The following is a 12,184-nucleotide window of genomic DNA, read 5'->3' on the forward strand; positions in this document are numbered from 1 at the left end:
TCAGCTTTTCTCGCGGATACGGCGCACGAGCGCCGTGGTCGAGTAGCCGTCCACGAAAGGGATGGCCAATGCTTTGCCGCCATAGCCTTCCACCACGGCGGTTTCGGCCAGCTTGCTCATGTCGTAGTCGCCGCCCTTGACCAGGATGGCCGGCTTGAGCTGCATGATGAGCTGCAGCGGCGTGTCTTCATCGAACCAGGTGACGAGGCTCACGGACTCCAGCGCGGCCATGACCAGCGCGCGGTCGCGCTCGTTGTTGAGAGGACGGTCCGGGCCTTTGCCCAGGCGCTTGGCCGAGCTATCGGAGTTGAGCGCCACCACAAGGCTGGCACCGAGCTCGCGCGCCTGCGCGAGGTAGGTGACGTGGCCGCGGTGTAGTACGTCGAAGACGCCGTTGGTGAAGACCACGGGCTGCGGCAGCGCGGCCACGCGCGACGCGGCGTCGGTGCGGGCGACGATCTTGTCGATGAATGAAGAGGATGGCACGCCGCTATGGATTGCGGGGGATACGAAGGATCCCTCCGGGATCGGCCCGCAATGACATGCTTGCGATCAGGCAGTGCTCGGCGTGGGACCGACGCCGTTGCTGGCGATCAGCAGCGCGGCTACTTCCTTGCGGTAGCGATTGAGCTCCTGCACGCTCTTGAAGCTGCGGTCCATCAGCAGGCTCATGTTGTGCAGGATGCGCTCGACGACTTTGCTCTCCCAGACCGCGTCGAAGTTGATCTGCGTGTCCAGCCAGTGCTCCAGCCATTCCGGGTTGGGCAAGCGGCTCTGGATCGTGTCGCGCGGGAACAGCGCCTTGTTGACGTGCAGGTTGGTGGGGTGCAGCGCCTGCGCCGTGCGGCGGGCGCTGGCCATCAGGACACCGACCTTGGAGAAAGCAGCCTTGGCCTCGTTGCCGAAGTTGTTGATGGCCCGCTTCATGTAGCGCAAGTAGGCGCCGCCGTGGCGGGCTTCGTCCTGCGACAGCGTGGTGTAGATGTGCTTGATGACCGGCTCGGTGTGCCACTCGCTCGCGCGGCGGTACCAGTGGTTCAGGCGGATCTCGCCGCAGAAATGCAGCATGAGCGTCTCGAGCGCTGGGGCCGGCTCGAATTCGAAACGCACCTCGTGCAGTTCCTTCTCGGTCGGTGCCAGCTCCGGGCGGAACCGCTTGAGATATTCCATCAGCACCAGCGAGTGCTTCTGCTCTTCGAAGAACCAGATCGACATGAAGGCTGAAAAGTCGCTGTCGTCCTTGTTATCCCGCAGGAACATCTCGGTGGCGGGCAGGGCCGACCACTCGGTGATTGCGTTCATCTTGATGGTCTGGGCCTGCTCGTCGGAGAGCTTGCTGGCGTCGAACGTGTCCCAGGGAATGTCCTTGTCCATGTCCCAGCGGACGGATTCGAGTTGTTTGAACAGTTCGGGGTAGAGCATGATTGCTTTCGGAATGCCCACATTTTAAGCGGCCACGTGAAAACAGCTTGACAATTGGACACTACCGTCCGAAAGGTGGCTCTTCTTGAACACTTTCCGCTTCTTTTTAGCCGCCGCTGCGGCGGCGTTGACGTTCGCGGCGCCGGCGCGTGCGGCCGATGCCAGCTGCCCCGCCACGCTGAACCATCAATTTCCGCGCTTGCAAGACGAGAAGCCCCAGACACTTTGCCAATACAAGGGCAAGGTACTGCTGGTGGTCAACACGGCGAGCTTCTGCGGCTTCACCCCCCAGTACAAGGGCCTGGAAGCCCTGTACGCGAAGTACAAGGACCGGGGACTGGTGGTGCTCGGCTTCCCGTCCAACGACTTTGCTCAGGAAAAGGGAAGCAACAGGGAGATCGCGGACTTCTGCGAGAACACCTACGGCGTGAAATTCCCGATGTTCGGCGCCTCGCACGTGCGCGGCGCGGACGCCAACCCGCTGTTCAGGCAGCTTGCCCAGGCCACGGGGAACCAGCCCCTCTGGAATTTCCACAAATACCTGGTGGGCCGCGACGGAAAGCCTGTGGCCAGCTACGGCACCCGCACCGTGCCCGATGACGCGGTCCTGGTCGGCGAGATCGAAAAACAATTGGCCGCGAAGTGAACAGCGGGCCGCGCTAGGCCGATCGACTGCCGAGCCGGTTCACAAAAATTTACCTCTCGGCGCGGTCGGGGACTGGAACCCGGGCAATCCGTCCCCACTCTACTCAGCACACGAGCAGTGCTCGTCATAAGAATTGTTTTTCGTGCTGCGAAGACTTCCGGGAGCATTTAGCCCGGCTGTAATCCTGGAGCGACTCTTCTCCTCCTCCCTCCCTCCCTCCTTCGTTTCGGGGCGCTTCGCAGCACAATTTATTCACATGAAAAACGCTACGCGTTTTTCATGTGCTCTGATCAGATGAAAAAACCCGGCTGAGCCGGGTTTTTTAATAGGGGGCCGCACTGCGCGTTGCTGCGTGCTGGCCGGTGCCCCTGCGGGGGGGGGTGGCGTCAGCCGTCAGGTCGGTTTGCTGTCGATGAAGCTCTGGCGCTGCATCAGTTTCTCGTGGAGCTTGCTGAGGTTGGGGTAGGTGCCGCGCCAATCGATTTCGGGGAAGCGGAAGTCCAGGTAGCCGAGCGCGCATCCGACAGCGATGTCAGCCAGGCTCAGGTAGATGCCGGCGCAGAAGGGCTTTTCGCCCAAGCCTTGGCTCATGGCCTTGACGCTCGCATGCACCTTGGCCAGCTGCCGGTCGATCCAGGCCTGGCTGCGCTGCGCCTTGGTACGCCCCGCCCAGTTGGCTTCGAGCCGCGCGAGGATCGCGGCGTCGACGACGCCGTCCGCCAGTGCTTCCCAGGTCTTCACCTCCGCGCGCTCGCGGCCCATCGCCGGGATCAGTTTGCCGACCGGCGACAACGTATCGAGGTACTCGACGATCACGCGCGAATCGAACAGCGCCTCGCCGCCTTCCATCACCAGGCAAGGCACCTTGCCCAGCGGGTTGGACTGGCCGATGGTGCTGTCAGCGGCCCACACATCTTCCATCACGAAATCGTAGTCCAGCTTCTTTTCAGCCATTACGACACGCACCTTGCGCACGTAAGGGCTGGCGGTGGCTCCGATCAGTTTCATGAAAAGCTCTCTTTGGTATTCGAGTTATCGCGATGATTCATTTTAGCGAGAGGACCCGACGTGGCTTGTCTCGTTCCCGTGCGCCCGTGTAACCCTCGGGTTTTAGCCGGAGCGCTCCCGGATTTTGTGGCACGCGCACGACAGGGGCCGTGCACCAGTCCCGTGCGGGGCCGCCCCCTACAATCGCGGGGACCCGCCTGCCCACACCCGCCTCCCACGTTTTGCAGCCTCCCACGGTTTCCCCCATGACGCTATCCCACATTTCCGCCCTGTCTCCGCTGGACGGCCGATACGCCGGCCGCCTCGCGCCGTTGCGCCCGCTGATGAGCGAGCAGGGCTACATGCACAAGCGCGTGCAGGTCGAGGTCTGCTGGTTCATCGCACTCTCCGATGCCGGGTTCTCGGAATTCAAGCCGCTGTCGCCGGGTGCGCGCACGTATCTGCTTGGGCTGGTGAAGAACTTTTCCGAGGCGGACGCCCTTGCGATCAAGGAGATCGAAAAGACGACCAACCACGATGTCAAGGCCGTGGAGTACTGGATCAAGTCGAAGTTCGAGGCACGGCCGGAGCTCAAGGCCGCCAGCGAGTTCGTGCACTTCGCCTGCACCAGCGAAGACATCAACAACACGAGCCACGCGCTGCAACTGAAGGGCGGGCGCGACCAGGTGATCCTGCCCGCGCTCGACGCCGTCATCGCCAAGCTGCGCGAGATGGCGCACGCGTATGCCGAGGTGCCGATGCTGAGCCGCACCCACGGCCAGACCGCGAGCCCAACGACGGTCGGCAAGGAAGTGGCCAACGTGGTGGTGCGCCTGCAAGCCGCGCGCGAGAAGATCGCCGGCGTCAAGCTGCTGGCCAAGATGAACGGCGCGGTGGGCAACTACAACGCGCATCTCTCGGCCTGGCCCGACTTCGATTGGGAAGCGTTCAGCCGAAAGCTCATCGAGGCGCCGGAGCCGCTGGGCCTGGGCCTCACGTTCCAGCCGTACAGCATCCAGATCGAGCCGCACGACTACATGGCCGAACTGTTCGATGCGGTGGCTCGCGCCAACACCATCCTCATCGATTGGTCGCGCGATGTGTGGGGCTACGTCAGCCTCGGCTACTTCAAACAGCGGCTGCGTGAAGGCGAGATCGGCTCGTCGACCATGCCTCACAAGGTCAACCCGATCGATTTCGAGAACGCCGAAGGCAACCTCGGCTTGGCCAATGCGCTGCTGCGCCACCTGTCGGAAAAGCTGCCGATCTCGCGCTGGCAGCGCGACCTGACTGATTCGACGGTGCTGCGCAACATGGGCGTGGCGCTGGGCTACGCCGCGCTGGCCTACCACTCGATGGGCATCGGCCTGGGCAAGCTGGAGATCAACGAAGAAGCGCTGGCGGGCGACCTGGACGGGGCATGGGAAGTTTTGGCCGAACCGATCCAGACGGTGATGCGGCGCTTCGGCGTGCAGGGCGCGTACGAGAAGCTGAAGGAAGTCACACGCGGCAAGAGCGTGCGACCGGAAGACCTGCACCGCCTGATCCGCTCACTCGAAATCCCCGAAGCGGAGAAAGAGCGGCTGCTGGCGCTCACCCCGGGCACCTACACCGGCAAGGCTGCCGAACTCGCGAAACGAAGCTAGCTTGGCCCTCAAATCAACCATCTTCAAGGCGAACCTCTCGATCGCCGACATCGATCACGCGTACTACGCGGATCACCAGCTCACGCTGGCGCGTCACCCGAGCGAGACGGACGAGCGGATGATGATCCGCCTCGTCGCGCTGGCATTGAACGCGTATCGCGTGCAGACCGAATGCAACGGAGACGCGACGCTCACCTTCGGCGCCGGCCTGTCCAACCCGGACGACCCCGACGTGTCGTTGCGCGACTTCACCGGGCGCACGCGGCTGTGGATCGAGGTCGGGCAGCCGGAAGACAAGCCCATTGCAAAGGCTTGCAGCAAAGCCGATGCAGTCAGCCTGTATTGCTTCGCCCACTCCGCGGAAGTGTGGTGGCGCGGCATCGAGACCAAGCTCACCCGCCTGCACAGCCTCAGCGTCTACCGCGTCCCCACGGTCGCTTCACAGGCGTTGGCGGCCCTGGCCGAGCGCAGCATGCAACTGCAGGCCACGGTGCAGGAAGGCACGTTGATGCTGGGTGACGGCAAGAACACGGTCGACATCGAGCCGCTGCGCTGGAAATAGCGTCTTCAGGCCGGCATGGGCAGGCCGCAGTTCCAGCATTGCTCGAACCCGCCTTCCACCGTCTCGCCGCACGCACACAGCCATCGCCGCTGAGTCGCGTGCTGCAGCCCGTGCAGGAACTCGCGTGCCTCCACTTCCTGCTCATCGTGCGTGAGCCAGACCTCGGGCAGGCACTGGTCGGGCGGCAGCTCGCCGGCAGCGGCACCGAGGTAGTAGCGCTGCACGGAAGCTTCGATCCCCGCCTGGCGCAGCGCATCGGCCCAGAGCGCGGCAATGGCGATGTTGGGGGCCTGGGTCAACTTCCGCATTGCGTGGACTCAGGCGGACGCTGGCGGCTCACCAGGGCCTTCGGCTGCCCTTTCAGAGTACTTGTTGAAGCGCCAAGCATCACCTTCGAGGGTGATGCGCCGCCAGGTCTGGCGCTTCTCGGCCGGCGTCATCGCGGGCCAGTGCTGCACCTCTTCGAAGGTGCGCCCGCAGCCCTTGCAGTCGGCGTCGCCTTGGCTGGTCGAGCAGATGGCGATGCAGGGCGTATCCGGCGTCGTGTCGTACCAAGCCTTCCACGCAGCGTAGGCGGCCGGCGGAAAGCCTTTCTCATCGGCCTCGTCCTCGTGATAGAAGATCAGCAGCGCATACACCTCCGCCAGCGCCCGCAACTCGGGCGCGAGCGTGACGCCGTCGGGCGACGGCTTCTTTTCGCGCCAGAAGTTGATGGCGGCTTCGATGTCGGTGATGTGGATTCCGGCCATGTAACGAGCGCAAGGGGAGGCGGATGATAGCGCCTCAGTGTGCCCAGTTTGGGCGTCCTGTGCTTTAATACGGGCACGAAGGGGAGTAGCTCCCGTCCGGCGCTTCAACGCGCCGGGTATCGGCAAGTCGTCATTACGAAGTGCGTGCACTTCCGGCTTGTCGGGCACTGGCGCCACGCCATGCCGAGCCAGACCTTCGATTGAAACCCTGAACGGGGTTCGGTCGAAGCGATCTTGGTTCCCGCCAAAGCACGTACTCGCACCGTTCCCGTATGGGGTTGTTCATCGAACAGCAACTCGGAGCGTTTTTCATGGAATTTCTATCGACCGCCTGGTGGACAGCCTTGCTGGCCATCATCCTCATCGACCTGGTTCTGGCCGGCGACAATGCCATCGTGATCGCCCTGGCGGCGCGCAACCTGCCGCCCCATCTCCAGAAAAAGGCCATCGCCTGGGGAACGGTCGGCGCCATCCTGGTCCGCTCGGTCATGACCGTTGCGGTCGTCTGGCTGCTGAAGATTCCGGGCCTGATGCTCATCGGCGGATTGGGCCTGGTGTGGATCGCCTACAAGCTGCTGGCCGACGACGGCGGCGGCGAGCACGACGGCCCGGTCGTCGGCACTTTCTGGGGCGCGATGAAGACCATCGTCGTGGCCGACGCGCTGATGGGCATCGACAACGTGCTCGGCGTCGCCGGTGCGGCCCATGGCCAGATGGACCTGGTGGTGATCGGGCTGCTCGTCAGCGTCCCGATCGTCGTTTTCGGCAGCACCGTGGTGCTCAAGCTGGTGGAGCGCTTCCCCATCATCATCCAGGCCGGCGCCGCGGTGCTGGCGTTCACGGCCGCCAAGATGATCGTCGACGAACCGCTGCTGCGCGGGGTCTTCAGTCACGACGCGGCGCGCTGGGGCACGTACGCCGCCGCTGTCGCGGGCGTGCTGCTCGCCGGCTGGTACGCCGCCCGCCGCCAACCGGCCGCCTGACGCAGCCCGCCACGCGCCATGCGACCCGCATGGCGCGGTGTATGCTGCCGGCCATGAAGCTTCTTGCCAAATGGATGCTCAGCGCCGCGGCGCTGCTGCTTGTCGCCTACATCTACAGCGGCGTCGAGGTCAAAACGTTCACCGCGGCCCTCATCGCCGCGCTCGTCCTCGGGCTGCTCAACACCATCGTGCGGCCCGTCCTGGTGGTGCTGACCCTGCCAGTCACGGTGGTCACGCTCGGCCTGTTCCTGTTCATCATCAACGCGCTGATGTTCTGGGCCGCCGCGGGACTGCTGGACGGCTTCCACGTGCGCGATTTTGTTGCCGCGCTGATCGGCTCGCTGATCTATTCGCTGATCGGCGTGGTGATCGAGTCAGCGCTCGAGAGCCTGTTCTCGAAGAAGTGATGCCACCGCCCGCGCGCGGGTGTCGATGATCGAAGCCTCGATGTGGTCGCCACCGCCGCCCGACTTGCGCGCCACATCCTGCGCTGCCTTGAAGCGGTCCATTGCCGCCTGGTAGTCCAGGTGGGCCACCTGCACCTCGGCTTCGGCGCGGATGGCCCGCAATGTCTGGCCCTGCGCCGTGTAGGCGGCGCCTAGCAGCTGCCAGGCTTGAGCGTCGCGCGGGTGCAGCGCCACCCAGGTCTGCAGCCGTGGGGCGGCATCGGCAGCGCGCCCGCTCTGGATGCGGGCCTGCGACAGCAGCATCACTTCGGGGCGATGGTTGTCGGCCGGGTCGATCATGCCGGCCGCGCGTGTGGCGTCGCCGGCGGCAAGCGCCAACTCGGCCGCGAGCAGTTTCGCGGTGCGCGATGCGCGCGCGTCGCCCGCCGTGGCTGCCTGCAAACGCGCCACGAGACGGGATGCCGCCGCCGGCTCGCGCAGCTTGGTGCTGGCCAGCGCGGCGGCGTAGAGGATGCCCACCTGCCGCCAGCGGTCGCTGGCCGCCGCCTGCGGCCCGTCGGCTTCGGCCGCATACGCGCGCAGGCCGTCCATGCCCGGGTTCGACAACACGCGCGATCGGCCGACCATCATTGAGTGCACCAGGTCCGGCGCCGGCGCTGCCGGCGCGCGAGCCTGAAGCTGCTGGCGCGACTGCGCCTCGGCGATGCGCTCGGTGTTCATCGGGTGGGTGCGCAGATAGGGAAAGCTGCCGTTGTCGTTCAGGCGCGCGGACTGCTGCAGCTTTTCGAACATGCTGACCATGCCCTGGGCGTCGAAGCCGGCCTGCGTCATCACGCCGTAGCCGACGCGGTCGGCCTCTCGCTCCATGTCGCGCGAGAAGTTCAGCTGGTTCTGCATCGCGAGCGCCTGGCCGCCCGCGATCACTGCATTGGCCGCGTCAGGGCTCTTGCCCGCCGCGAGCGCGCCCAGGATGATGGCCGCCAGCATCATCGGTGCCTGCCGGCTCTGCTGCGTCATCAAACGCGAGATGTGGCGCTGCGTCACGTGGCTGAGTTCATGCGCCAGCACCGCCGCCAGTTCGTCGCGCGTCACGGTCACGTTGACCAGACCGAGCTGCAGGCCCATCCAGCCTCCGGGCACGGCGAAGGCGTTGATCACGCGATCTTTCCCCAGCAACACCTGCCAGGCGAAGCGATCGTCCAGTTCGGAGGTGAGCTCGCCGCGGGTGCGCGCGGCCGCCAGCAGGCGGGTCCAGATCTCGAGCACGTATTCGTCGAGCACCGGATCGTTGATGTAGTCCGGATCGCGGTACAGCTCGCGGGCGACACGCTCACCCAGCTTGCGCTCGGCACTCACGGCCATGTCGCTTGGGTCGCCCAGGGTGGGGAGCTGGGCGCGGGCCGGCATCAGCAGGCAAGCCGCCATCAGCGCCGCGCCCAACGGGGCGGCGCGCAAGCGCATGCCGCCCGCCCGCAGCCGGTGTTTCCAGAGGATCATGTGCGTATGATGCTAGAAGAAGATGAACACAGCGTAAATGGTTTTGCCCGCGCCGGTTACAAGGACATCATGAGCTCGCTGACACATTTCGATGCACAAGGCCAGGCCCACATGGTCGACGTGGGCGGCAAGCCGGCAACCCGCCGCGTGGCCGTCGCCGGCGGCCGCATCGAAATGCTGCCCGCCACCCTGGCGATCATCGAATCAGGCACGGCCAAGAAGGGCGATGTGCTGGGCATCGCGCGCATTGCGGGCATCCAGGCGGCCAAGAAGACCAGCGACCTGATCCCCCTGTGCCATCCGCTCGCGCTGACGCGGGTTGCGGTGGAATTCCTGGTGGAGCGCCCGGCTGCGGGCGGGCACGGCGCGATCGCCTGCACGGCCACCGTCGAAACGGTGGGCCCGACGGGGGTGGAGATGGAAGCGCTCACGGCTGTGCAGGTGGCCCTGCTTACGATCTACGACATGTGCAAAGCGGTGGATCGTGGGATGACGATTACGGGGGTGCGGGTGCTGGAGAAGCAGGGCGGCAAATCCGGGCACTACGTCGCCGGTTAAAGACCTTTTTGACCAGAAAACTTAGTCTTGTCCAACGCCTGGCCCAATGAAGGCGTTTTATGTTTATCCGGAGGTAGCCGGTTCGAGCTCTGGTCGAGGAAGCCAGAGACCACTACCTTCTAAGGCATTCCGAAGACCGCTGTCCGCGAGGCCAGCGGATTATCTGCCCCGTGAGCGTGCGCTATCATTGTTCAGCAGAACCCCAGCGACGCTGACCCCGGATCATCGATGAAGAAGATCGCCATCGTCCAGTCCAACTACATTCCCTGGAAAGGGTACTTCGACTTGATTGCGATGGTAGATGAGTTCGTACTGTTCGATGACATGCAGTACACACGCAGGGACTGGCGCAACCGCAACCGGATCAAGACGCCCCAAGGCGTCCAGTGGCTCAGCGTACCCGTGCTAGCCAAGGGCAAATACAACCAGAAGATCAATGAGACCGAGATTGACGGAACCGGTTGGGCCGTGACGCACTGGAGAGGGCTGGAACAGAACTACCGCCGCGCCGCTCATTTCGAGACTGTCGCCCGGTGGCTGGAGCCGCTCTATCGTTCGTCTGCCGCGCGGACGCACCTCTCGGTGCTGAATCGCTGCCTGCTAGAGGCAATATGCGCATTCCTCGGGATTCGGACCGTCATCAGCAGCTCGGCCGACTATTTGCTGTCAGAAGGCAAATCCGAGCGGCTTGCCGATATTTGCGCACAGGCAGGTGCAGATGAATATATTTCCGGGCCCGGTGCAAAGGACTATCTCGATCCGGCCGTTTTTGAGGAGCGGGGCATCGGCGTGCGCTGGTTCGACTATTCCGGGTATCGCGAGTATTCCCAGCTGTGGGGCGCGTTCGTCCATGAGGTGACGGTGCTGGATCTCCTCTTTAATTGCGGGAAAAATGCCCCGGACTTCATGAGGCACGTCAGGCCATGAAGCTCTCCATCGTCGCCACGCTTTACCAGTCAGAGAACTGGGTTGCCGAGTTCTGCGCGCGCGCAGGTGCCGCGGCCGGACAGTTCGCGGGCGACGACTACGAGATCGTCCTCGTGAACGATGGCTCACCCGATAGAAGCCTCGACGTCGCAGTGCAGATGGCGGCAGCCGACCCGCATCTCGTCGTCGTCGATCTTTCCCGCAACTTCGGCCATCACAAAGCGATGATGACGGGCCTGGCGGCCGCCAGGGGGGACAAAGTCTTCCTTGTCGACAGCGATCTGGAGGAGCAGCCCGAGTGGCTCTCACTGTTTGCGCAGAACATGGACCGTGACTGCGCCGATGTCGTGTTCGGTGTACAGGGGCCACGCAAGGGACGGGCCTTCGAGCGTTTGAGCGGGCGCATGTTCTACAAAGTGTTCCGGCTGCTGACAGGGATCGCGCAACCCGACAACATCGTGACCGCCCGCCTGATGAGCCGCCGTTATGTCGACGCGCTTCTGTTGCATCGCGAACGAGAGGTGAATATTGGCGGGCTCTGGATCATCACGGGCTTCAAGCAAACGCAACTGCCAGTCCAAAAGCTGTCTGTCAGTCCAACCACCTATTCGCTATCGCGCAAGATCAGCCACCTTGTTAACGCAGTCACATCCTTCAGCAGCGTGCCGCTCGCAATGACGTTCTACGCCGGACTGTTGATCTCGCTGTCAGCCATGCTGTTCATATTTTTCCTCGTCGGGCGGTACTTTTCTGCCTCGGCCCCACCCGACGGCTACACGTCGATCGTCGCGTCCATCTGGCTGTTTTCCGGCCTCATTATCTTCTTCATGGGTGTTCAGGGAATCTACATCGCAAAGATCTTCTCCGAGGTGAAGCAAAGGCCCTACACCGTCGTTCGACGGGTGTACCGCGGGGGAGCGAGTGCTGGGGACGCCTTATGAACGATTCTCCGCGGGGAGCGGTCCCGTCAGCTTCGTATGGCGTACTCGAGCGGACAACCGCCGGATCGAGTCTGAACGAGGCGATAGAACAGGTGCGGTCGCTCGGCTACGCGGTACTGGAGTCCGGATGTTCGGCCGAAGACCTCGGACGCCTGTCGCGATGCTTCGACGGAGCTCGCCTGCGCTATGTGCGGCAGCACGGGCAGGCGGCCCTCGAATCGATCGATGAGCACAACAACATCCGCTTGCTGATGGCGCATGACCGCGCTTTCCTCGACTTGGCGCTGCGTCGCGAACTGCTGGCAGCCGTGGGGGCGCTGATTCCTGGCAAGTTCTTGCTGAATCAGCAGAACGGCATCATCAATCCGCCGAACCAACGATACAACCAGGGTGCATGGCATCGCGACCTGCCCTACCAGCACTTCGTCTCGTCCACGCCTCTGGCGGTCAACGCACTCTTCTGCATCGATGATTTCACGGTAGAGAATGGTGCAACCTTTGTCTTGCCTGCATCGCACAAGTCGGCGGCGTTTCCATCCCCGTCGTTTGTGGAGCGCAACGCGCTGCAAGTCCAGGCGAAAGCGGGGCAGTTCCTGCTGATGGACTGCATGGCGTTCCACTCGGGCGGCCACAACGGAAGCGGCCGCGAACGGCGGGCCGTCAATCATGTTTTCAGCATTCCGTATTTCAAGCAGCAAATACGCATCCCCGGGAATCTGGACGAATCGGGACTGACTCCCCAGGCGAGAGAAATCCTGGGCTTCGCCTTCCAGGAGCCGGCATCGGTGACGCACTATCTCGCAAGCCGTACAAGCTGATGCAAGATGGTTGAACTCCTGCGCTCCGCCCCGCATCGAGG

General features: G+C 63.8%; 15 protein-coding genes. 9 read left to right on the plus strand and 6 right to left on the minus strand.

Annotated features, from left to right (window positions below):
- The gene (gene rfaE2, locus EEB15_RS05380; RefSeq protein ID WP_141508486.1) at positions 1 to 486 is read right to left on the minus strand and encodes a D-glycero-beta-D-manno-heptose 1-phosphate adenylyltransferase; all 486 of its coding nucleotides are present in this window, start codon (positions 484 to 486) and stop codon (positions 1 to 3) included.
- A gap of 66 nt (positions 487 to 552) precedes the next feature.
- Entirely contained in the window at positions 553 to 1,422 is an 870-nt protein-coding gene (locus tag EEB15_RS05385) for a ferritin-like domain-containing protein (RefSeq protein WP_141508487.1), read from the minus strand.
- A gap of 85 nt (positions 1,423 to 1,507) precedes the next feature.
- Between EEB15_RS05385 and EEB15_RS05390 the strand changes: the two genes are divergently transcribed.
- Positions 1,508 to 2,068 (plus strand): glutathione peroxidase, encoded by a 561-nt coding sequence (locus EEB15_RS05390; RefSeq protein WP_141508488.1) that lies wholly within the window; start codon positions 1,508 to 1,510, stop codon positions 2,066 to 2,068.
- A gap of 393 nt (positions 2,069 to 2,461) precedes the next feature.
- On the opposite strand, the gene EEB15_RS05395 is transcribed toward EEB15_RS05390, so the two are convergent.
- The gene (locus EEB15_RS05395; protein ID WP_141508489.1) at positions 2,462 to 3,076 is read right to left on the minus strand and encodes a glutathione S-transferase N-terminal domain-containing protein; all 615 of its coding nucleotides are present in this window, start codon (positions 3,074 to 3,076) and stop codon (positions 2,462 to 2,464) included.
- A 245-nt stretch (positions 3,077 to 3,321) separates the two neighbouring features.
- On the opposite strand from EEB15_RS05395, the gene purB reads away from it, so the two are divergent.
- Complete coding sequence (gene purB / locus EEB15_RS05400; protein WP_141508490.1) at positions 3,322 to 4,701, plus strand: adenylosuccinate lyase; 1,380 nt, start codon at positions 3,322 to 3,324, stop codon at positions 4,699 to 4,701.
- Between the two features lies 1 nt (position 4,702).
- On the plus strand, positions 4,703 to 5,263 hold the full coding sequence (locus EEB15_RS05405) for a YaeQ family protein (RefSeq protein WP_141508491.1): 561 nt from the start codon (positions 4,703 to 4,705) through the stop codon (positions 5,261 to 5,263).
- 5 nt (positions 5,264 to 5,268) lie between these two features.
- On the opposite strand, the gene EEB15_RS05410 is transcribed toward EEB15_RS05405, so the two are convergent.
- Together EEB15_RS05410 and EEB15_RS05415 are read right to left on the minus strand one after the other, a co-directional pair.
- Positions 5,269 to 5,571, minus strand: a complete 303-nt coding sequence (locus EEB15_RS05410) for a DUF2007 domain-containing protein (protein ID WP_141508492.1) — start codon at positions 5,569 to 5,571, stop codon at positions 5,269 to 5,271.
- Positions 5,572 to 5,580: 9 nt separating this feature from the next.
- Entirely contained in the window at positions 5,581 to 6,012 is a 432-nt protein-coding gene (locus EEB15_RS05415) for a DUF3717 domain-containing protein (protein WP_141508493.1), read from the minus strand.
- A 311-nt stretch (positions 6,013 to 6,323) separates the two neighbouring features.
- Here EEB15_RS05415 and EEB15_RS05420 point away from each other — a divergent pair, with 311 nt between their 5' ends.
- Both EEB15_RS05420 and EEB15_RS05425 read left to right on the plus strand, forming a co-directional pair.
- Positions 6,324 to 6,995 carry a TerC family protein gene (locus EEB15_RS05420; protein ID WP_141508494.1) on the plus strand — a complete coding sequence of 224 codons (672 nt, stop codon included), beginning with the start codon at positions 6,324 to 6,326 and terminating at the stop codon, positions 6,993 to 6,995.
- Between the two features lie 53 nt (positions 6,996 to 7,048).
- Positions 7,049 to 7,402 carry a phage holin family protein gene (locus EEB15_RS05425; RefSeq protein ID WP_141508495.1) on the plus strand — a complete coding sequence of 118 codons (354 nt, stop codon included), beginning with the start codon at positions 7,049 to 7,051 and terminating at the stop codon, positions 7,400 to 7,402.
- Here EEB15_RS05425 and EEB15_RS05430 read toward each other — a convergent pair.
- Positions 7,370 to 8,863, minus strand: coding sequence for a M48 family metalloprotease (locus tag EEB15_RS05430; RefSeq protein ID WP_233259369.1), 1,494 nt, complete (start codon positions 8,861 to 8,863; stop codon positions 7,370 to 7,372). The two genes, EEB15_RS05425 and EEB15_RS05430, sit on opposite strands and share 33 nt — an antisense overlap.
- 105 nt (positions 8,864 to 8,968) lie before the next feature.
- Here EEB15_RS05430 and moaC point away from each other — a divergent pair, with 105 nt between their 5' ends.
- The 4 genes from moaC to EEB15_RS05450 all read left to right on the plus strand — a co-directional run bounded on the left by moaC (position 8,969) and on the right by EEB15_RS05450 (position 12,143).
- On the plus strand, positions 8,969 to 9,457 hold the full coding sequence (gene moaC / locus EEB15_RS05435) for a cyclic pyranopterin monophosphate synthase MoaC (protein ID WP_141508496.1): 489 nt from the start codon (positions 8,969 to 8,971) through the stop codon (positions 9,455 to 9,457).
- 228 nt (positions 9,458 to 9,685) lie between these two features.
- Positions 9,686 to 10,384: a WbqC family protein gene (locus EEB15_RS05440; RefSeq protein ID WP_141508497.1), complete on the plus strand. Its 699-nt coding sequence runs from the start codon at positions 9,686 to 9,688 to the stop codon at positions 10,382 to 10,384.
- Complete coding sequence (locus tag EEB15_RS05445; RefSeq protein WP_141508498.1) at positions 10,381 to 11,325, plus strand: glycosyltransferase family 2 protein; 945 nt, start codon at positions 10,381 to 10,383, stop codon at positions 11,323 to 11,325. Before EEB15_RS05440 ends, EEB15_RS05445 begins: the two co-directional genes overlap by 4 nt.
- The gene (locus EEB15_RS05450) at positions 11,322 to 12,143 is read left to right on the plus strand and encodes a phytanoyl-CoA dioxygenase family protein (RefSeq protein WP_233259359.1); all 822 of its coding nucleotides are present in this window, start codon (positions 11,322 to 11,324) and stop codon (positions 12,141 to 12,143) included. The genes EEB15_RS05445 and EEB15_RS05450 overlap by 4 nt, the downstream gene beginning before the upstream one ends.
- The last annotated feature ends 41 nt before the right edge of the window (positions 12,144 to 12,184 follow it).

This window comes from Ramlibacter sp. WS9 (assembly GCF_003797765.1).
Classification (GTDB): Bacteria; Pseudomonadota; Gammaproteobacteria; order Burkholderiales; family Burkholderiaceae_C; genus Ramlibacter.

Bases quoted from the DNA above. Each gene is read 5' to 3' on its own strand.
- EEB15_RS05385 (WP_141508487.1), bottom strand. From the start codon at position 1,422: ATGCTCTACCCCGAACTGTTCAAACAACTCGAATCCGTCCGCTGGGAC.
- EEB15_RS05395 (WP_141508489.1), bottom strand. From the start codon at position 3,076: ATGAAACTGATCGGAGCCACCGCCAGCCCTTACGTGCGCAAGGTGCGT.
- purB (WP_141508490.1), top strand. From the start codon at position 3,322: ATGACGCTATCCCACATTTCCGCCCTGTCTCCGCTGGACGGCCGATAC.
- EEB15_RS05410 (WP_141508492.1), bottom strand. From the start codon at position 5,571: ATGCGGAAGTTGACCCAGGCCCCCAACATCGCCATTGCCGCGCTCTGG.
- EEB15_RS05415 (WP_141508493.1), bottom strand. From the start codon at position 6,012: ATGGCCGGAATCCACATCACCGACATCGAAGCCGCCATCAACTTCTGG.
- EEB15_RS05420 (WP_141508494.1), top strand. From the start codon at position 6,324: ATGGAATTTCTATCGACCGCCTGGTGGACAGCCTTGCTGGCCATCATC.
- EEB15_RS05425 (WP_141508495.1), top strand. From the start codon at position 7,049: ATGAAGCTTCTTGCCAAATGGATGCTCAGCGCCGCGGCGCTGCTGCTT.
- EEB15_RS05430 (WP_233259369.1), bottom strand. From the start codon at position 8,863: ATGCGCTTGCGCGCCGCCCCGTTGGGCGCGGCGCTGATGGCGGCTTGC.
- moaC (WP_141508496.1), top strand. From the start codon at position 8,969: ATGAGCTCGCTGACACATTTCGATGCACAAGGCCAGGCCCACATGGTC.
- EEB15_RS05440 (WP_141508497.1), top strand. From the start codon at position 9,686: ATGAAGAAGATCGCCATCGTCCAGTCCAACTACATTCCCTGGAAAGGG.
- EEB15_RS05445 (WP_141508498.1), top strand. From the start codon at position 10,381: ATGAAGCTCTCCATCGTCGCCACGCTTTACCAGTCAGAGAACTGGGTT.
- EEB15_RS05450 (WP_233259359.1), top strand. From the start codon at position 11,322: ATGAACGATTCTCCGCGGGGAGCGGTCCCGTCAGCTTCGTATGGCGTA.